Raw genomic sequence first — 18,512 nt, 5'->3', positions numbered from 1 at the left:
CTATGAGCTATATCATCGACCGACGCCTGAATGGCAAGAAGAAAAGCACCGTAAACCGCCAGCGATTCCTGCGCCGTTACAAGGCACATATCAAGAAGGCTGTCGGCGAAGCGATGAACAGCCGATCCATCACCGACATGGGCAAAGGCGAGAAGATCAGTATTCCCACCCGCGACCTGAATGAGCCCATATTCTCGAATGGCCGCGGCGGCCACATGGAACAGGTGTTACCCGGCAACAAGGAGTTCATCACCGGCGACCGAATTCCGCGACCTGGGCAGGGACAGGGAAGTGGATCTGGCGGCAGCGGCGCCAGTGACAGCGGCGAAGGCATGGATGAGTTTGTCTTCCAGATTTCCCAGGAAGAATTCCTCGACTTTATGTTCGAAGGTTTGCAACTGCCCAACATGGTAAAACGCAAGCTTGCGGGAAATGAGTCGTTCCAGGTTGTTCGGGCAGGAATCAGCAACGAGGGCACACCAGGCCGCTTGAACGTTGTTCGTTCCATGCGCGCGGCCAATGCACGGCGCATCGCATTGAGCGGTGGCAAGCGCCGCAATCTCAAATTACTGGAACAGGAGTTACAACTGGAGGAAGAGAAAGATCCAGCACTCCGCGACCAGAGGATTATTGAGCAGCTTCGGCTCAAAATCGAAGATCTAAGGAGCCGGGTAAATCGGATCCCATTCCTTGACGACTTCGACCTGAAGTACAACCTCCTGGTTCGCCAGCCGCGCCCACGCTCAAAGGCCGTTATGTTCTGCCTGATGGACGTGTCCGGTTCGATGAATCAGGCCACAAAGGATATGGCCAAGCGTTTCTTCCTGCTGCTCTATCTATTCCTGCAACGGAGTTATGAATATACCGAAGTAGTATTCATTCGACACCACACCAGCGCCAAAGAGGTCGATGAACAGGAGTTTTTCTACTCCCGGGAAACCGGCGGAACCATTGTTTCGAGCGCACTCAAACTGATGCGCGATATCATGCGCGACCGCTATCCCGACAGCGAATGGAATATCTATGGCGCGCAGGCCTCGGATGGCGACAACTGGAATGACGACTCCAGCACCTGCCATAAAATCCTCATCGATGACATCATGCCCCACGTGCAGTACTACTCCTACGTAGAGATTACTCCCCGTGACCATCAGGCATTGTGGGAGGAATACCAGAGCGTTGCCCAGGTGTTTCCTGACCACTTCGCCATGGAGCAGATCGTCGACCTTCAGGATATATACCCGGTATTCCGCCAGTTATTCAGTCAGAAGGTTGCCGCGTGATGCTCGATACCACATTTGAAAACAAGCAACCAATTTCCACAACTTCCGAGTGGACTTTCGAGCTTATTCAGGAATACGACCGGGAAATTGGGCAAATTGCCAAGGAATTCGGGCTGGACACCTATCCCAACCAGATAGAAATCATCTGTTCAGAGCAAATGATGGATGCCTACTCATCGGTTGGAATGCCGGTGGGTTACAACCACTGGTCCTTCGGCAAACAATTCATCAGCGTTGAGAACAACTACCAGCGCGGACGCATGGGACTGGCTTACGAGATTGTAATCAACTCAAACCCCTGCATCGCTTACCTCATGGAAGAAAACACCATGGCCATGCAGGCCCTGGTGATCGCTCACGCCAGTTATGGGCACAATTCATTTTTTAAAGGCAACTACCTGTTCAGAAGCTGGACTGATGCCAGCAGTATTATTGACTACCTTCTGTTCGCCAAAAACTATATCGCCCGCTGCGAAGAGCGACACGGCGTCGATGAAGTCGAGGCATTACTGGATTCCTGCCATGCCCTGATGAATTACGGTGTGGATCGCTATAAGCGCCCCTATCCTATTTCCGCACATGAGGAGGAGCGGCGACAAAAAGAACGTGAGGAGTATCGGCAGCGCCAACTCAATGACCTGTGGCGAACCATTCCGAAGTTGAATGGAGGTGACGAGCAGGTTGCAGTCCAGCGCTTCCCTGATGAACCCCAGGAAAACATCCTGTATTTCATCGAAAAAAATGCACCGCTGCTGGAGAACTGGCAGCGAGAGCTTGTGCGAATCGTCCGCAAGATGGCGCAGTACTTTTATCCACAGCGCCAGACCCAGGTCATGAATGAAGGCTGGGCTACCTTCTGGCATTACACCTTACTAAACGAGCTCTACCAGCGCGGTAAAGTCACCGATGGCTTCATGATGGAATTCCTCCAGAGCCACACCAGTGTAATTTACCAGCCATCTTACGACAGCCCGTATTACAACGGCATCAATCCATACGCACTCGGGTTTAGTATTTTCACCGATTTGAGGCGCATCTGCGAGAACCCCACAGAGGAAGATCGGGCCTGGTTCCCGGATATTGCCGGCACCAACTGGAAAGAAACACTGCAGTTCGCCATGCGCGACTTCAAAGACGAGAGTTTCATCCTGCAGTTCCTGTCCCCCAAAGTCATGCGGGATATGAAATTATTCTGTATTTCAGACGACGACCGCGAAAAGGAAATACTGGTCAACGCAATTCACAATGAAGATGGCTACCGCGAGCTCCGCGCCAAGCTTGCAGGCCAGTACAATCTTGGCAATCGGGAACCGAACATCCAGGTCTACTCCGTAGATACCAGGGGGGATCGCTCACTGACGCTGCACCACACCCAGCACCAGCGCCGCCCACTGGGGCGCGACACAGCCGAAGTCATGCGCCACCTGCACCGCTTGTGGGGCTTTGATGTGCATTTACACAGCTTTAATGGGGATGAAATTACAGCGAGCTTCCACTGCCCAGAGCAGGGAAGAGACCGTTCAGAGGAAGAGGAATACATGCTGGTGCCGAAACCGATTTGAGTCAGCGGCGGCAGCCAGTTGTATCCCGCAGGCAGGAAATGTCGACGCGGGCTAACGCCCGCTTCGCGTCATGGAGAGAGCCAGCTCCAATCCGAAAATCCCGGTTACAAGTCCAGCAGCAGGTTGATTCGGGCCAGCAGTGCATTGCGGTCACAGTTAGCAGGCACAACCGCATCTGCCCCGGCCGTCACCCAGCGCTGCTGGTCGACTTCACCCTCTGGAGCCACCAGCAGGGTTGTCACAGATGAAAATTCGCTGCGCGATCGGATCATGTCCAGAATCTGGAAACCTTCCACACCCGCCAGGTTGGCATCAAGGACAAGAACCGCGGGCTTGGCACTTACCAGCAATGCCCCGGCCGAGAAACTGTCTGTAGCCAGATCCACATCAAATCCCGCCTGCTGGAGCACAAGGCGGCTGGCTACCAGCTCAGGCGCCGCAGAAACCAGCAATACTTTGCGGCTTGCCGCGGCAAGATCAGCGGGAACCGGCATCGCGTTGTCGCGCAGGAAGCTGACAAAGTCTTCCACACAAATCCGGTGATCACCTCGACCGGGAAGTTTGTAGGCTTTCAACTGCCCGCGTTCGATCCAGCGGATTACTGTGCGGAAATTGACTCCGCAATAACGGGCCGCCTCACCCGTAGTTAGCACGTTCACTTCGCTCATAATTATTACTTTCCCCCACGAATCGCGCTTTTAATTATCAATTATGCTGCATTAAAGCAAATAAACAGGTGTAAATACTACGCCCATATATGTTTAACGAACTAGCCGGCACTCCCCTCAATAAATTCGTAATATCCAAGGTTGACAGGTATGACAGGTTAAATAGAATAGTCGCCACATTGCTGAATGGTCACTAATTCGCCAGCAATATGCGCCCATCTGATGCGATAGCGTAGCAATTTCGGTCTTTTTGCTCCTATCCACCCCCTCCTGGCGCGCACGAGCTTGTTGAGCTTTCGTATTTACGAATACCCTAAGACCCTGGGCCCCCTTGTTTTTTCGGGGCCTTTTTTTTATCTTCCAGCCCCTTCTCTCTGTCTTTCACCCTGACGCCAGCCGCGACACAGCCAGGTTTAGTGGATTTATGGCAAATTCCGGCCCCCATTCTTTTATCAGCCCCAAACAAGACCACTCCCCGGAGGGGTTCCTGTGAAAACCTATCTCGTCGGCGGCGCAGTGCGCGACAAACTTCTCCAGCGCCCGGTACACGAGCAAGACTGGGTGGTCGTCGGGGCAACCGAGGCTGAAATGCTGGCGCTTGGCTTTCGCCCGGTAGGCAAGGATTTCCCGGTATTCCTGCACCCCGAAACCGGCGACGAACACGCCCTGGCACGCACCGAGCGCAAAAGCGGCCACGGTTATGGCGGCTTCACCGTATACGCCAGTCCCGATGTCACCCTCGAGCAGGATCTCCAGCGCCGGGATCTCACCGTCAATGCCATGGCGGAAACCGAAGACGGTGAAATCATTGATCCTTACGGCGGACAATCGGATCTGCACGCACGCCTGTTGCGGCACGTTTCCCCAGCCTTCGCCGAGGATCCCCTGAGAATCCTGCGCGTTGCCCGGTTCGCCGCGCGCTATCAACCGCTGGGCTTTTCCGTAGCGCCGGAAACTATGACGCTGATGCGCGGGATGGTAGATGCAGGGGAAGTGGAACATCTCGTGGCAGAGCGCGTCTGGAAAGAAGTCAGCCGCGCTTTGCTGGAACCACGCCCTGATGTGTTTATTGAGGTGCTGCGTGAATGCGGCGCACTGGCAGTCCTGCTGCCAGAGGTCGACCGCCTGTTCGGGGTGCCTCAGCCACCGCAGCACCACCCGGAAGTGGACACCGGGGATCACGTGTTGCGCGCCCTGCGCCAGGCCCCAGCAGAACTGCCGGTGCGCTTCGCCGTGCTGGTACACGATCTGGGCAAGGGCATCACGCCGGAAGAAGTCCTGCCCAGCCATCGGGGCCACGAGAGTGCCGGTTTGCCGCTCGTCAAAGCTGTGTGCGAGCGCCTGAGAGTACCCAATCCGATCAAATCCCTGGCGCTCGGGGTATGTGAGTACCACCTCCACTGCCACAAGGCGTTTGAATTGCGCCCGCAAACCATCATGAAACTGCTGCGCGCCCTCGACGGCCTGCGCAACCCGCAGAAGTATGAACAGTTCCTGCTAAGCTGCGAAGCCGATGCCCGCGGACGCCTGGGGATGGAAGACCGGGACTACCCCCAGGTGAACTATTTACGTGCCGCGCGGGATGCAGCAGCTGCTGTAAGCCCCCAGGCCCTGATGGATGCCGGCTTTGAGGGTGCAGAATTGGGCAAGGCACTGGATCGCGCGCGAATTGAAGCCATTGCCGCACTGAAAGACTGTTATCGTGCCTGACCCACTTCCCCGTACGCTAATTACATCCTGACGAGCAGATAAGATGCCCACCGCCCTGATTACCGGCGCCGCAGCCCGGCTCGGACGCGCCATTGCGGAAGAGCTACATCGCGACCACAACATCATCATTCACTACCGCCATTCAGCTGACGCGGCGCATAGCCTGGTCGAATCCCTGAATGCCAGGCGCCACCGCTCCGCAATCGCGTTACAGAGCGACCTGTCCAGCGCCGCAGAGTGCGAGGCGCTGGCTAACACAGCACTGGACGCTTTTGGCGGCCTTGACGTGCTGGTCAACAATGCCTCCGCCTTCTTCCCCACCCCCATAGGCACCGCCAATGAGGAACACTGGGATACACTGGTCGGCAGCAACCTGAAAACACCGTTTTTCCTGTGTCAGGCACTGGCGCCCAGCCTGAAGGCGCACAATGGGTGTATCGTTAATTTGGCCGATATCCACGCCGAAAAACCCATGCCCCAGCACACCGTATACTGCGCCGCCAAGGCCGGACTGGTTATGCTGACCAAGAGCCTCGCACGGGAACTGGCACCTGAGGTGCGCGTCAATGCCATAGCGCCGGGTGCAATTCTGTGGCCAGAACAGGAAAATGAAGGCTATAACAAAGAACAGATACTGGCACGCATCCCGCTGGGACGCAGTGGCGACCCGAGAGACATTGCCAGCACGGCGCGCTTCCTGGTTTCCTATGCACCCTATATTACCGGCCAGGTGCTGGCGGTTGATGGGGGCCGCAGCCTGAACATGTAAACCGCGGCACGAAGAGAGGTATCCGCGTGAGTGAAAAACAGTACATTTCCGCCCAGTCCCTGCTGGAGGATTCCTATACGCTGGCACTGAAGGTGGTGGAAAGCGGCTTTCGCCCTGACTACATCGTCGGCGTCTGGCGCGGCGGCGCACCAATCGGGATCGCGGTACAGGAGATGTTCGATTTCCTGGGCTTCCACGCGGATCATATCGCCATCCGGACATCGTCCTATTCAGGACTGGATCAGCGCGAGAAAGAGGTCAAGGTGCACGGCCTCACCTACCTCATCAAGCAGGTGGAATCGCACCAGAAAATGCTGATGGTAGATGACGTTTACGATACCGGCCTCAGTGTCCAGCAGGCCATCTCGGACATGCGCAAGGCCTGCAAGAAAAACACCCCGGAAATTCGCATCGCTTGCCCGTACTTCAAGCCCAGCCGCAACCGCACCAACCAGACACCAGACTATTACCTGCATGAAACCGATGCATGGCTGGTTTTCCCCCACGAGCTGAAAGGACTGTCGGAAGAGGAAATCTTTGCCAACAAGCCTGAGCTGCGACAACACCAAGAGACGTTACGGCAGTTGAAAAACGGGAAGAAATAAAGCGGAACTGAAGGGCGCTGCCGGTTGCCGGCTGCGCCCTGCCATTAGCCTGCCTGCTCCACTGGCTCGCCATTCTCATCGACAAACAGTACGTCCGTAATCCTCAACGGGTCTCCATCCGCACTCTGCACTGCCACCGGGGCGATCGGCATACCTGTGTCACGCGCGACCAAACGCATCTCATCCTTGTTGCCGTTCCAGCGCTCACTCCACTGGCGCAGCGCAACCACTACCGTAAACAGATCCCGGCCCTTTTCGGTCAGGCGATACTCATAGCGCGTGCCGTGCTCTCCGACGTTCACGCGCACCAGCACACCGTTGTCGACCAGGCGGGACAGGCGGTCACACAGAATATTCTTGGCTATGCCGAGGCTGTTCTGGAAATCAACAAAGCGCCGCGTGCCCAGCATCGCCTGCTTGATTACCAGCAGCGACCACCAATCACCCACTTCGTTGAGCGCACAGGCTACCGAGCAACCCAGGTCATCAAATCGTTTACGTGTCATGCCGGGCAGTATAAGTGAATAAGGTTGCAATAAGAAACCAAATGAAGTTTCATAACGCAACCATATTGACCCGCCCAGGCGGGTTCGGTTTTATGTATTACCTGAGAATTACCCGGAGTGTGATATGAGCGCGTCGCTGGACAGTCTGTTGCGTCCTTTCGAGCACAAATCCCTGAAACTGCGCAACCGCGTGGCCATGGCCCCGATGACCCGCACCGCGTCGCCCGGCTATGTCGCCAACGACCAGGTGGCCGGATACTACCGCCGCCGTGCCGAGGGCGATGTGGGCCTGATCATCACTGAAGGAACCTTCGTCGGCCACCCCGCCGCCAATGGATACGAAAATGTGCCCGCCATCCATGGAGAGGAAGCCCTGGCCGGCTGGAAAAATGTGGTGGATGAAGTGCATGCCGCCGGTGGCCAGATCATTCCCCAGCTGTGGCATGTAGGATCGGTGCGCCAGGAAGGCACCGGCCCGGACAAATCTGTTCCCGGCCACTCACCTTCCGGCCTGTTCAAGCCCGGCAAGCCCAGCGGCCATACCATGACCAGGGCCGACATTCAGGACACCATCAAGGCCTTCGCCGATGCAGCCAGAGCCGCCAAAGAGGTCGGTTTTGACGGTGTCGAAATCCATGGCGCCCACGGATATCTGATCGACCAGTTTTTCTGGGAGGGCACCAACCAGCGTGACGACGAGTACGGCGGCTCCCTGGAAAACCGTACCCGCTTTGCGGTAGAGATTGTTGAGGCGGTGCGCGATGCGGTGGGTGAGGACTTCGCAATCGTGCTGCGCTATTCCCAGTGGAAACAGCAGGACTATGACGCCCGCCTGGCGCAGACCCCGGAAGAACTGCAGCGCTTCCTGAACCCGCTGGTAAATGCCGGCGTCGACATTTTCCACGCTTCCACAAGACGCTTCTGGGTACCGGAATTTGAAGGCTCTGACATGAACCTCGCAGGCTGGACCAAGGAACTTACCGGCAAACCGGTAATTTCTGTCGGCAGCGTCGGTCTCGACGACGATTTTATCGGTGGCAATAACCAGGGCATGGGCGGCACCGCCAACCCCACCGGCCTGGACGAGCTGATTCGCCGCATGGACAACAACGAGTTCGATATGATCGCTGTAGGCCGCGCGCTGCTGCAGGATCCGAACTGGCTGGTAAAAGTACGCGAAGGCCGCGAAGAAGAGATTGTGCCTTTCACCAAAGAAGCACTGGCAAGCCTGAGCTGATTTTCCGGCGGCCTCAAAATAAAAAAGCGGCCATCATGGCCGCTTTTTTTATCGCCTCACCTCACGGCCAGTCAAATTCCACCGGCCACAGTTTCTGTAAGGCCTGATCGTATTCGTCCCACAACTGCTGATACGTTTTTCCCTCAACCGGATGCACCGAATCCGGCGCCAGCTCCGACAGCGGCAACAATACGAACGCATTTTTGAGAATTTCATCGCGCGGGAGCGTCACCCCATCCACATCCCCGGCGCGATCATCGTAGGTGAGAATATCGATATCCAGTGTTCGCGCACTGAATTTGGGACCGCTGCGCAGGCGGCCGTTGTCGTCTTCAATCTGGCGCAGCCGCAGCGCCAGCTCACCTACTGGCAGGTCAGTTTCTACCGCAGCAACGAGATTATAAAAATTGTCGCCCTCAAATCCGACCGCCTCACTTTCGTAGACCTGCGACATTTGCAGGTCACCGAATTCACGCACCAGCGCATCGAGGCCGGCACTCAGGTGCTCGCAACGATTGATATTGCTGCCGAGACTCAGATAGACCCTGGCCATACTCACACCGCTCCAGCGGCCAACTTGCTGCCGCGCTCGATAATCACCCCTACATCGCGCGCACCGCGCACAGCGCCGGGCTTGGACAGGCGCAGGCGCAGCCAGCTCACATTGAACTCCTTGCGCACGATCTCCGCCACCTGCTCGGCCATGGTTTCCACCAACAGGAATTCACTGCCCTCGATAAACGCGATCAGTCGCTTGGCCACAGCCTTGTAGTTGAGGGTGTGCTCAATGTTGTCGGTGCGCGCCGCTTCCCTGATATCAAAAGCCATCTCGAGATCCAGGCTTACGGTCTGCTTCACCTCGCGCTCCCATTCGTAGATACCGATGATGGTGTCTATCTTCAGGTCGCGGATATATACGATATCCAATCCAGTTCTCCCTATTTTCCGTCCCGCACACCGGCCAGCTCAGTAAGCGGCCAGCGCGGACGGACTTCTATGTCGAGATCCGCCCGCTGCCCGGCCTGCAATCTGAGGCAGCCAGCGTAGGCGATCATGGCGCCATTGTCGGTGCAGAATTCGTGGCGCGGGTAATACACACTGCAACCGTCTTCTGCCAGGCGCGCTTCCAGGCGCTGGCGCAGCAACTTGTTTGCGGAGACCCCGCCGGCAATAACCAATGTCTTGCGCCCGGCCTGCTTGAGCGCGCGGCGGCACTTGATCACCAGCGTATCCACAACCGCATCCTGGAACGCAGCAGCAATATCGGCACAGGTCTGCTCATCCGGCAGGCCATCTTCCAGGGCATGCTGTTGCACGGTGGTCAGGGTATAGGTTTTCAGGCCGGAAAAACTGAAGTCGAGACCCGGGCGATCGGTCATCGGCCGCGGAAAGGTAAACCGCAGAGGATCCCCCTGCTCAGCCAGCGCCGCCAGCCGCGGTCCACCCGGGTAATCGAGATCCAGCATCTTGGCCGCCTTGTCGAACGCCTCGCCGGCGGCATCATCGAGGGATTCCCCCAGAAGCTCGTAGTGCCCCAACCCCTGAACATCCACCAACTGGGTATGCCCACCGGAAACCAGCAATGCCACAAACGGGAACGCAGGCGGGTTTTCCTCCAGCATAGGGGCCAGCAAGTGGCCCTCCATGTGGTGCACCCCGATTGCCGGCACATTCCAGCCGTACGCCAGTGCGCGACCAGCACAGGCGCCCACCATCAGGGCGCCGATCAGGCCCGGGCCCGCCGTGAAGGCGACCCCGTCGATGTCCGCCGCAACAGTATTGCTCTCTGCCATCACTTCCCGAATCAGGGGCAACAGCTTGCGCACGTGATCGCGGCTGGCCAGCTCTGGCACTACCCCGCCATAGTCGGCGTGCAGCTTCACCTGACTGTAAAGGGCGTGACCCAGCAGCCCCTGCTCGCTGTCATACAGGGCAACGCCGGTCTCATCGCAGGAGGTTTCAATTCCGAGTACTCGCAAAGCTCTCTCGTCTATTCAAATGACTCACTATTCAGCCACCACCGGGCTGCGGAGGTGGCTTTGGGGGCGCTATCATACTCTCTAGCAGGCGCAGTCCATAGGATCCCCTCAATACCCCCATCAGGGAAGGGGCTCTCCGCTGCACTATAGTTGCCATCCTGTCCAAAGCGGGACTGGCAGTCGCAGAGATTCCGCCCGCAAGGCTTGCGAAGGCCAAATCATCTGTATAGAATTTGCGCCCTCGCTGTGAACCGGCCTCCGGATTGCATCTGCGAGATGAGCAATTTGCCGGATAGGCCGAGAGAAACGAATTTAACAGGTAAGCTAATGCCTTCAGTACGTATCAAAGACAACGAACCTTTTGACATCGCCCTGCGCCGCTTCAAGCGCTCCTGCGAGAAAGCCGGTGTACTCTCCGAAGTACGTCGCCGTGAGTTTTACGAGAAGCCCACTTCCGTTCGCAAGCGCAAGGCTGCCGCTGCTGTTAAGCGTCACGCCAAGAAAATGCAGCGCGAAAACCGCAAGTTCCAGCGTCTCTACTGAGTTCGAGCTCATTCTCTCGATCACAGCACGCTGATGCGAACACGGTTCGCGATCAAAACGGCGCCCGAGTCCGCTCGCGCGCCGTTTTTTATTGCCCGCTCACCGCGCAGGACACCGCTCAGCCCTCTTCAGGCTGGCCGGGCTTGGCGCTATGCTTAGTCGCCCCAACCACCTGAATTCCCATTCGTAACCGAAACCGGACGAACACCAATGAGCACACTCAAGGAAACCCTCTCCACCGCCACCAAAGATGCCATGAGAGCGCGCGAAAAGGCCCGCCTGGCGACCCTGCGACTTATCAACGCCGAGATCAAGCGCGTGGAAGTGGACGAGCGTATCGAGCTGGATGACGCCCGCATTCTCGCCCTGCTGGACAAAATGACCAAGCAGCGCCGCGATTCCATCACCCAGTATGAAAAAGCCGGGCGCCCGGAACTGGCGGCAGTGGAACAGCAGGAAATTGAGGTGATCCAGGAGTTCCTGCCGGAACAGCTGAGCGAAGCCGAAATTGCCGAGATCGTCTCCGCCGCCGTAGCGGAAACCGGTGCCAGCAGCATGGCAGACATGGGCAAGGTCATGGCGCTGGTTAAGCCCCAGGTGCAGGGCCGCGCGGACATGGGCGCGGTCAGCAAGCTGGTCAAGGCTGCCTTCAACTAAATCGCGACCAGCAAAGAATCCGCATATGGCAGGCAAGATACCCCAGTACTTCATCGACGACCTGTTGGCCCGCGCCGACATAGTCCCGGTGGTCGATAGCCGGGTGAAGCTCCGCAAGACAGGGAAAAACTACTCTGCCTGCTGCCCGTTCCACGATGAAAAAACACCCTCCTTCACCGTCAGCCCGGACAAACAGTTCTATTACTGCTTTGGATGTGGCGCCAGTGGCAATGCGGTCGGATTCCTTATGGAATACGACCGCCTGCCGTTCCCGGAAGCGGTGGAAAAACTCGCCGCCAGCCTGGGCATCGAAGTGCCGCGCGAGCAGCTGGCCCCGGGGCAGATCAAGCGCCAGCAGGAAAGCCAGTCCCTCTATCAGCTGACCGAAAAGGCCGCGGACTACTATCGCAGCCAGCTGAAAGACCACAAGGTCGCCGCCAAGGCCATCGCCTACCTGCGCAACCGGGGGCTGACGGGGGCTATCGCCAAGGACTTTGGTATCGGCCTGGCACCCCCAGGCTGGGACAACCTCCTCAACCAGCTGGGCACCACTGCAGAGAAGGCGGAGCAGCTGGAGCTGGCCGGCCTCGCCATCCGCCGCCAGGACAGCGACGGCAACCCGGGCAAGACCGAACCCGGCAAACGCCACCATTACGACCGCTTCCGCAACCGCATCATGTTCCCGATCCGCGACCAGCGCGGACGCACCATCGGATTCGGCGGCCGGGTGCTGGGCGACGACAAGCCCAAGTACCTCAACTCTCCGGAAACACCGATCTTCCACAAGGGGCGCGAGCTCTATGGCCTGTGGGAAGCCCGTCAGGCCAACCGGGAACTCAAGCGGCTGATCGTGGTGGAGGGCTACATGGATGTGGTGGCCCTGGCCCAGTTCGATATCCGCTGCGCAGTCGCCACACTGGGCACAGCCTGCGGCGAGGAGCATATCCAGCTGGCCTTCCGCCACACCCAGGAGCTGGTGTTCTGCTTTGACGGCGACAACGCCGGCCGCACTGCTGCCCGTCGCGCCCTGGAGGCCGCACTGCCGCATATGCAGGACGGCCGCAGCCTGCGCTTCCTGTTACTGCCGGAAGGGGAAGACCCCGACACCCTGGTGCGCCAGATCGGCGGCGAACGCTTTGACCAGATGATTGATGAGCAGGGCCGCCCACTGGAGGATTTCCTGTTCGACCTGCTCGGCGAAGGGATCAACCTCCAGACCATGGACGGGCGCGCACGCCTGTCCAAGGCCGCCGCCCCCCTGCTCGACCTGCTGCCTGCCGGCGTCTATCGCCAGCTGATGTTCCAGCAACTGGCGCGGCGCACCGGCCTTGAACTGGAGATGCTGGAAGAAGTCATCGCCGCGGAAAAGGCCCGCGCGGCCAAACTGGCCCAGCAGGCCCAGCCCGCTGCACCGCCCGCACAGAACAAACCACAGCCGACCCCGCCGGCAACGGTGCAGCCGCCTCCAGGCCAACCGTTGCAGAGCCCGCCCCCGGGGCCGGAAGACTTCGCCACACCTCCGGAGTATGACGATTACGACATACCGGCGGATGAGCACGCATCCATCGCGGAGGAGCACTTCCGCCAGGGCGCTCCCACTCGCCGCAGTGGTCAATACCGGCTGCCCGCGGAGCGCATGCTGATCGCCCTGCTGCTGCACCACCCGCAGCTGGCCCAGCTCATTGACGACAGTGCCCATTTTCGCTCCAGTAACGATGCCGACCTGCAGCTGTTCGCCGACCTCGTTGACCTGCTCAAGAGCCGCCCCGATTACAACCTCAACCAGCTGCTCGGGTACTGGCGTGCCCACCATGGCGCGGAGTCCTGCGACCAGCTGGCACAACTCGGCAACTCGCAGCTGGTCACTGGCGCGCGCCTGCTGGCCATCAACGGCCAGTATGAGGAGTACGATCCGCAAACCGAGTTCAGCGACTGCCTGCGCCGACTGGAGCGCGCCGCGGAGAAGCAGCGCAACCGCGACCTGCTCGACCAATTGAAGAGCAGCGGCAATCAATTGGGCGCCGAACAGTTGGCCCTGCTGGCCCACTGGCGGCGCAAATCAGACTGACCGGCAATTCATTGTGTTGAACCCTTGAAATTTGCCCACATGGCTCCATATCCACTTCCCGCCTACGGACTGGCGGGATCCAGACGACAGGCGCCCATATCTCTAAGCCACCACTGCCTTGACAGTCACTGTGGTTATTGCTATCGCAAATACGCTATAATCCCGCGTCTTTGTCCAGACAAAAGTCCAGATTTTCAATCCCCAGAATTCAGGGTTGTGCATGACCGACAAAACCCAGCAGCAACAAACCACCTCCCGCATCAAGGAACTGATCGCCCGCGGTAAAGAGCAGGGCTATCTGACCTATGCGGAGGTGAACGACCACCTCCCGGAAGACATCTCCGATCCGGATCAGGTCGAAGACATCATCGGCATGATCAACGACATGGGTATCAAGGTGTTCGAAAGCGCACCCGATGCCGAAGAACTGTTGATGGCCGAGGGCGATAGCTCCGCCGATGAAATCGCCGCCGCAGAGGCTGCCGCGGCCCTGGCCGCAGTGGAATCCGATGTCGGCCGTACCACCGACCCGGTGCGCATGTACATGCGCGAAATGGGCACCGTGGAACTGCTTACCCGCGAGGGTGAGATCGCCATCGCCAAGCGCATCGAAGAAGGCCTGCGCGAGCTGATGGCTGCTCTCGCCTACTGGCCCGGCGCCGTGCAGCAGGTCATCGACGAGTACGCGCTGATCGAGAAAGAAGAGCGCCGTATTCCCGACGTGATCGCCGGCTGGCTTGACCCTGCCGAAGATGTGCCTCCCGGTGCGCAGGCAGGCCAGGCTGCGGAAGAAAGCAAAGTCGACGACAGCAGCGACGATGACAGCGACGACGCCGCCGATGATGACGACGACGATTCCGACACCCAGGAGGAAGAGGAAAACGTAGGCGGCATCGACCCGGAAGAGCTCGCAGAGCGCATGAGTGCCCTGATCGCCGCGCAGAAGAAAGCTGACGCCGCAATCAAGAAGCACGGCCGCGACTCCAAAGAGGCCGGTGAGGCCATGGAAGCCGTGGGCGAGATCTTCCGCTTCTTCAAGCTTGCCCCGCGCCAGTTCGACCCGCTGTACAACCAGGTACGCAGCATTCTGGACGAAGTGCGCGAGCAAGAGCGCATCGTCATGAACCTGTGTATCAAGCGCGCCCGTATGCCGCGTAAGACCTTTATCAAGGAATTCCCCGGCAACGAGACCAACGATGACTGGATCCCGTCCATCATCAAGAAAAAGCGCGACTACTCCGACGCCCTGCGTCAGGTAGCAGAAGAGATTCAGCGCGCCCAGCGCAAGCTGACCCAGGCCCAGGACAAGGCCATGCTGGATATCGGCCAGATCAAAGAGATCAACCGCCGCATGTCCATCGGTGAAGCCCGCTCCCGTCGCGCCAAGAAGGAAATGGTTGAGGCGAACCTGCGCCTGGTAATCTCCATCGCCAAGAAGTACACCAACCGCGGCCTGCAGTTCCTGGATCTGATTCAGGAGGGCAACATCGGTCTGATGAAGGCTGTGGACAAGTTCGAATACCGCCGCGGCTACAAGTTCTCCACTTACGCCACGTGGTGGATTCGCCAGGCAATCACCCGCTCCATCGCGGATCAGGCGCGCACCATCCGTATTCCGGTGCACATGATTGAGACCATCAACAAGCTCAATCGCATCAGCCGCCAGATGCTGCAGGAGATGGGCCGCGAACCCACGCCGGAAGAGCTGGGCGAGCGCATGGATATGCCGGAAGACAAAGTGCGTAAAGTGCTGAAGATCGCCAAAGAGCCGATCTCCATGGAAACGCCGATCGGTGACGACGAAGACTCCCATCTGGGCGACTTCATCGAAGACCAGAACCAGTCTTCCCCGGTAGACACCGCAACCGCCACCGGCCTGCACGACGCAACCCGCTCCGTGCTTGCCGGCCTGACGGCCCGTGAAGCCAAGGTTCTGCGGATGCGCTTCGGTATCGACATGAACACTGACCACACCCTCGAGGAAGTGGGCAAGCAGTTCGACGTGACCCGCGAGCGAATTCGCCAGATCGAAGCCAAGGCGTTGCGCAAACTGCGCCACCCTTCGCGCTCCGAACACCTGCGCAGCTTCCTGGACGACTAAGTCCACAGAAAAGCCCGGCTAGCCCGGGCTTTTTTTTGACACTTTTTTGACACCCCTGCGGCCAGAATCCGCCGCAGAACCAACGGCTCGCAAGCCGTGACTGCAACCAGGGATCACAAGTACACAGCCATGCAAGAGCAATTCGTGAACAAGCCCGGAAAAACCGGCATCTCCCGCCTGATCGACGCCACCGGCTACTCCTGGGCCGGGCTGCTAGCCACCTGGCGCAATGAGGCGGCCTTTCGCCAGGAAGTCACCCTCGCGATCATCCTGATCCCCGCAGCACTCTGGCTGGGCAACACCGGCGTCGAGCGCGCACTGCTGATCGGCGTCACCCTGCTGGTCATGATTGTTGAACTGCTCAACAGCGCCATCGAAGCGGTCGTCGACCGCATCGGCCCGGAAAAACACCCGCTGTCCAAAATTGCCAAGGACACCGCTTCCGCCGCGGTTTCCCTTTCCCTGCTGCTGTGGCTGGCCAGCTGGGGCTGCATCCTCCTGCCCCGCTGGATAAGCTGACAATATTTGTGACCGCCGGGCCCGGTGTCCGGCCCACCCCCTGCCCTCGGCTAAACTTTCCGGAACTGACGCACCTACTGGACTGCACGCAACGGATCTGCGTGCGCATTGCCAATAACGCCCAGGGACGGAATTATGTCGTATCCCCGCAACGGGAGAGCTGCCTGCACCTGCTCGCCCAAACTGCTCAGCTTTGCCATCCCCCTCACTGCTGCACTGATCTCCCCCCTCACCCTAGCCGACATCCTGCTCGGCAGCAGTGACGATCACTACAGCCTGCACGGTGACAGTTACGTTACTCACAGTGATTACACGCTGATCAGCGGCGGCGGTGGCAACGACAGCCTGAGTCTGTACGGTGTCACCCTGCAAAACCCCGCCCGCCTGCAGCACTGGGAAACGCTGCGGCTTATGGAGCAGACGCGCCTCGAATTCACCAGCGACCTCACCCTCGGCGGCAGCGACGCCTTGCCGGGCCTGCTGGAAATCTCCCAGTCCAGCGCCCTGCTGCTCCCCTACTTCAGTGCCAGCATTCTCTCCAGTGCCGGGCAGCCCCTTGCAGTCCACAATCAGGGCACCATCGACCTGCGCGGTACCTCAGCCAATCGCCTGCTGATCGATGGCGATTACGGCGGTAGCGGGCGCATTTACATGGACATGGTGGCCGGGGATGACGACAGCCTGAGCGATCGGCTGATCATTAATCGCGGCCATGCCAGCGGCAGTACTGAGCTGGTATTTCGCCGACTCGCCGGCAGCGGTGCACCGACCGAAGATGGCATTCTCGTTATAGAAACCCGGGACGGTGGCACCACCGACGACGGCGCCTTCTACATGGACGGCTCCGTTTCCGCCGGGCCCTACGAATACTTCCTCTTCCGGGGATCAGATGATCCCGGTGAAAGTGACAACTGGTATCTGCGCTCGACCCTGCGCCCCGGAGATCAGCCGGCCACGGCACCCGCCGACAGCGGCAGTGTTTCAATGCTCGGGATCGGCACCACAGCAGCCAGCCCGGCACAGGCCACGCCAGCCGCCAGCGCCCCCCCCGTGCACCTGTACCGGCCTGAGATTCCCCTCTACGCCCAGGCAAAATCACTGGCCCGGCTCACCTCCCTGCAGGAAATTGGCAGCTACCACAGGCGCCGCGGCGAACAGCGCAGCTGGTTTGACGGAGTCAATGACGACTGGATGCGCGTGTATCACCTGAGTACAGATCAGAACTGGCGCGGTGACGTGAACAACCGCTTCGATGGCGAGATAACCGGCCTGCAAATCGGAAGCAATTTCTGGGGGGAACCCACCTGTACCGGTGGAGCGCGGGAAATGGGACTCTTTTTCGGCAGCAGCCAGGCCCGTGGCGACGTCTTCGGATTTGCTCGCGGCTTCGACAATTACCGCTCAGGCCGCAATGAGCTGGGCACGATATACGCCGGCTATTACTTCAACGATTACAGACCCGACCAGAGCTACTTCGACTTCACCGCAAAGGTCGCCTATTTGAAATTACACAGCGAATCACTGCGCGGGATGGGCGATACAGCCTACGGCCCACAGCTCACCGCCGCCATGGAAAAGGGTGTCACGCTGCGGGCTGGTGACAGCTTCAACCTCGAACCCCAGGCCCAGCTGGTGGTGAACTACAGCAACCTCAGCGCATTCAATGACGGGGTTTCCTGGGTGGAGCCGGATATGACCCCTGAAGTGAATTTCCGTCTTGGCCTGCGCGCATACAACACAGAGAGCGATATCGCCGGCCTTAATTTACGCGCCTACCTTTACGGTAATGTCTGGCACACCCTCGGCGGTAACGATCAGCTGCAGTTCGACCTCAAGCTGCAGCTCGACATGGAGCGCGAAGCCACCTGGAGCGAATTTGGTGGCGGCATAGTCCTGCTCGACCATCGCCTCGGCAGCGCTTTTCTGAATGTCGGATTCCAGCGCTCCCTCGACAACCTCGACTGGTCCGGCGGCAGCGCCAATCTCGGGTTCAACTGGAACTGGTAACCCCCACCAATGTGCCCCCGGATGGCAAAATATTGATTTGACGGGAAAAATCGAGTACTTTGCCATCCCGCTCGCGCACTGTCGCAAGCACCTCTTTGGGGGCCTTTAGCTCAGTTGGTTAGAGCATCCGACTCATAATCGGCAGGTCCTGGGTTCAAGTCCCGGAAGGCCCACCACTCTCCCACCTATCCAGCTTCACGCCCCAGCCAAAGCACAATACTGCAATCCTTTTCCCCAATTTTTCCGGCTGTCATGCAGCAACATCTGTGCGTGCAGACCGACACAGCGCGTGAACAAG

17 protein-coding genes and 1 tRNA gene are annotated in these 18,512 nt (G+C 58.8%); 13 read left to right on the top strand and 5 right to left on the bottom strand.

What is annotated here, in order from left to right; genetic code table 11:
* The first annotated feature begins 2 nt into the window (after positions 1-2).
* Positions 3-1,283: a YeaH/YhbH family protein gene (locus ACNKU7_RS01525; protein WP_418295187.1), complete on the top strand. Its 1,281-nt coding sequence runs from the start codon at positions 3-5 to the stop codon at positions 1,281-1,283.
* Positions 1,283-2,845 (top strand): SpoVR family protein, encoded by a 1,563-nt coding sequence (locus ACNKU7_RS01520; RefSeq protein ID WP_418295186.1) that lies wholly within the window; start codon positions 1,283-1,285, stop codon positions 2,843-2,845. Before ACNKU7_RS01525 ends, ACNKU7_RS01520 begins: the two co-directional genes overlap by 1 nt.
* 104 nt (positions 2,846-2,949) lie before the next feature.
* Here ACNKU7_RS01520 and ACNKU7_RS01515 read toward each other — a convergent pair whose 3' ends face one another.
* Positions 2,950-3,513, bottom strand: coding sequence for a helix-turn-helix domain-containing protein (locus ACNKU7_RS01515; RefSeq protein ID WP_418295185.1), 564 nt, complete (start codon positions 3,511-3,513; stop codon positions 2,950-2,952).
* Between the two features lie 489 nt (positions 3,514-4,002).
* On the opposite strand from ACNKU7_RS01515, the gene ACNKU7_RS01510 reads away from it, so the two are divergent.
* Genes ACNKU7_RS01510 through ACNKU7_RS01500 form a run of 3 tightly spaced genes read left to right on the top strand, consistent with a single transcriptional unit; the run spans position 4,003 to position 6,597 of the window.
* Positions 4,003-5,223: a multifunctional CCA addition/repair protein gene (locus tag ACNKU7_RS01510; protein WP_418295184.1), complete on the top strand. Its 1,221-nt coding sequence runs from the start codon at positions 4,003-4,005 to the stop codon at positions 5,221-5,223.
* 43 nt (positions 5,224-5,266) lie between these two features.
* A complete protein-coding gene (locus ACNKU7_RS01505) occupies positions 5,267-5,992 on the top strand; it encodes a pteridine reductase (protein ID WP_418295183.1) in 726 nt (241 codons plus the stop codon).
* A 26-nt stretch (positions 5,993-6,018) separates the two neighbouring features.
* A complete protein-coding gene (locus ACNKU7_RS01500) occupies positions 6,019-6,597 on the top strand; it encodes a phosphoribosyltransferase (RefSeq protein WP_418295182.1) in 579 nt (192 codons plus the stop codon).
* A 44-nt stretch (positions 6,598-6,641) separates the two neighbouring features.
* On the opposite strand, the gene ACNKU7_RS01495 is transcribed toward ACNKU7_RS01500, so the two are convergent.
* Complete coding sequence (locus tag ACNKU7_RS01495) at positions 6,642-7,103, bottom strand: winged helix-turn-helix transcriptional regulator (protein ID WP_418295181.1); 462 nt, start codon at positions 7,101-7,103, stop codon at positions 6,642-6,644.
* 124 nt (positions 7,104-7,227) lie between these two features.
* Between ACNKU7_RS01495 and ACNKU7_RS01490 the strand changes: the two genes are divergently transcribed.
* On the top strand, positions 7,228-8,340 hold the full coding sequence (locus ACNKU7_RS01490) for an NADH:flavin oxidoreductase (RefSeq protein ID WP_418295180.1): 1,113 nt from the start codon (positions 7,228-7,230) through the stop codon (positions 8,338-8,340).
* A gap of 61 nt (positions 8,341-8,401) precedes the next feature.
* On the opposite strand, the gene folK is transcribed toward ACNKU7_RS01490, so the two are convergent.
* From folK to tsaD, 3 genes are read right to left on the bottom strand one after another with little or no spacing between them, the layout of a single operon-like run.
* Complete coding sequence (folK, locus tag ACNKU7_RS01485) at positions 8,402-8,893, bottom strand: 2-amino-4-hydroxy-6-hydroxymethyldihydropteridine diphosphokinase (protein ID WP_418295179.1); 492 nt, start codon at positions 8,891-8,893, stop codon at positions 8,402-8,404.
* 2 nt (positions 8,894-8,895) lie between these two features.
* On the bottom strand, positions 8,896-9,267 hold the full coding sequence (gene folB, locus ACNKU7_RS01480) for a dihydroneopterin aldolase (protein WP_418295178.1): 372 nt from the start codon (positions 9,265-9,267) through the stop codon (positions 8,896-8,898).
* Positions 9,268-9,278: 11 nt separating this feature from the next.
* The gene (gene tsaD, locus ACNKU7_RS01475) at positions 9,279-10,319 is read right to left on the bottom strand and encodes a tRNA (adenosine(37)-N6)-threonylcarbamoyltransferase complex transferase subunit TsaD (protein WP_418295177.1); all 1,041 of its coding nucleotides are present in this window, start codon (positions 10,317-10,319) and stop codon (positions 9,279-9,281) included.
* Positions 10,320-10,646: 327 nt separating this feature from the next.
* Between tsaD and rpsU the strand changes: the two genes are divergently transcribed.
* From rpsU to ACNKU7_RS01440, 7 genes are all read left to right on the top strand, one after another.
* Positions 10,647-10,862, top strand: a complete 216-nt coding sequence (rpsU, locus tag ACNKU7_RS01470) for a 30S ribosomal protein S21 (protein ID WP_010133379.1) — start codon at positions 10,647-10,649, stop codon at positions 10,860-10,862.
* A gap of 210 nt (positions 10,863-11,072) precedes the next feature.
* Positions 11,073-11,519, top strand: a complete 447-nt coding sequence (locus ACNKU7_RS01465) for a GatB/YqeY domain-containing protein (RefSeq protein WP_418295176.1) — start codon at positions 11,073-11,075, stop codon at positions 11,517-11,519.
* 25 nt (positions 11,520-11,544) lie between these two features.
* The gene (gene dnaG / locus ACNKU7_RS01460; protein ID WP_418295175.1) at positions 11,545-13,587 is read left to right on the top strand and encodes a DNA primase; all 2,043 of its coding nucleotides are present in this window, start codon (positions 11,545-11,547) and stop codon (positions 13,585-13,587) included.
* 220 nt (positions 13,588-13,807) lie between these two features.
* Positions 13,808-15,688: an RNA polymerase sigma factor RpoD gene (gene rpoD / locus ACNKU7_RS01455; RefSeq protein WP_418295174.1), complete on the top strand. Its 1,881-nt coding sequence runs from the start codon at positions 13,808-13,810 to the stop codon at positions 15,686-15,688.
* Positions 15,689-15,817: 129 nt separating this feature from the next.
* Entirely contained in the window at positions 15,818-16,207 is a 390-nt protein-coding gene (locus tag ACNKU7_RS01450; RefSeq protein ID WP_418295173.1) for a diacylglycerol kinase, read from the top strand.
* 135 nt (positions 16,208-16,342) lie between these two features.
* Positions 16,343-18,214, top strand: a complete 1,872-nt coding sequence (locus tag ACNKU7_RS01445) for an autotransporter family protein (RefSeq protein WP_418295172.1) — start codon at positions 16,343-16,345, stop codon at positions 18,212-18,214.
* Positions 18,215-18,313: 99 nt separating this feature from the next.
* Positions 18,314-18,390 (top strand) — tRNA-Ile (locus tag ACNKU7_RS01440).
* The last annotated feature ends 122 nt before the right edge of the window (positions 18,391-18,512 follow it).

Origin of the sequence: Microbulbifer weihaiensis, assembly GCF_048323715.1 — a bacterium.
Lineage (GTDB): Bacteria > Pseudomonadota > Gammaproteobacteria > Pseudomonadales > Cellvibrionaceae > Microbulbifer.
The sequence above is the reverse complement of the archived record's forward strand: the minus strand, read 5'-3'. Positions and strand labels throughout refer to the sequence as shown.

What these genes read in the sequence shown, in the direction of transcription:
- ACNKU7_RS01505 (WP_418295183.1), top strand. Translation starts at nt 5,267, where the DNA reads ATGCCCACCGCCCTGATTACCGGCGCCGCAGCCCGGCTCGGACGCGCC.
- rpoD (WP_418295174.1), top strand. Translation starts at nt 13,808, where the DNA reads ATGACCGACAAAACCCAGCAGCAACAAACCACCTCCCGCATCAAGGAA.
- ACNKU7_RS01525 (WP_418295187.1), top strand. Translation starts at nt 3, where the DNA reads ATGAGCTATATCATCGACCGACGCCTGAATGGCAAGAAGAAAAGCACC.
- ACNKU7_RS01450 (WP_418295173.1), top strand. Translation starts at nt 15,818, where the DNA reads ATGCAAGAGCAATTCGTGAACAAGCCCGGAAAAACCGGCATCTCCCGC.
- ACNKU7_RS01495 (WP_418295181.1), bottom strand. Translation starts at nt 7,103, where the DNA reads ATGACACGTAAACGATTTGATGACCTGGGTTGCTCGGTAGCCTGTGCG.
- ACNKU7_RS01465 (WP_418295176.1), top strand. Translation starts at nt 11,073, where the DNA reads ATGAGCACACTCAAGGAAACCCTCTCCACCGCCACCAAAGATGCCATG.
- folK (WP_418295179.1), bottom strand. Translation starts at nt 8,893, where the DNA reads ATGGCCAGGGTCTATCTGAGTCTCGGCAGCAATATCAATCGTTGCGAG.
- dnaG (WP_418295175.1), top strand. Translation starts at nt 11,545, where the DNA reads ATGGCAGGCAAGATACCCCAGTACTTCATCGACGACCTGTTGGCCCGC.
- ACNKU7_RS01520 (WP_418295186.1), top strand. Translation starts at nt 1,283, where the DNA reads ATGCTCGATACCACATTTGAAAACAAGCAACCAATTTCCACAACTTCC.
- ACNKU7_RS01445 (WP_418295172.1), top strand. Translation starts at nt 16,343, where the DNA reads ATGTCGTATCCCCGCAACGGGAGAGCTGCCTGCACCTGCTCGCCCAAA.
- ACNKU7_RS01515 (WP_418295185.1), bottom strand. Translation starts at nt 3,513, where the DNA reads ATGAGCGAAGTGAACGTGCTAACTACGGGTGAGGCGGCCCGTTATTGC.
- ACNKU7_RS01490 (WP_418295180.1), top strand. Translation starts at nt 7,228, where the DNA reads ATGAGCGCGTCGCTGGACAGTCTGTTGCGTCCTTTCGAGCACAAATCC.
- rpsU (WP_010133379.1), top strand. Translation starts at nt 10,647, where the DNA reads ATGCCTTCAGTACGTATCAAAGACAACGAACCTTTTGACATCGCCCTG.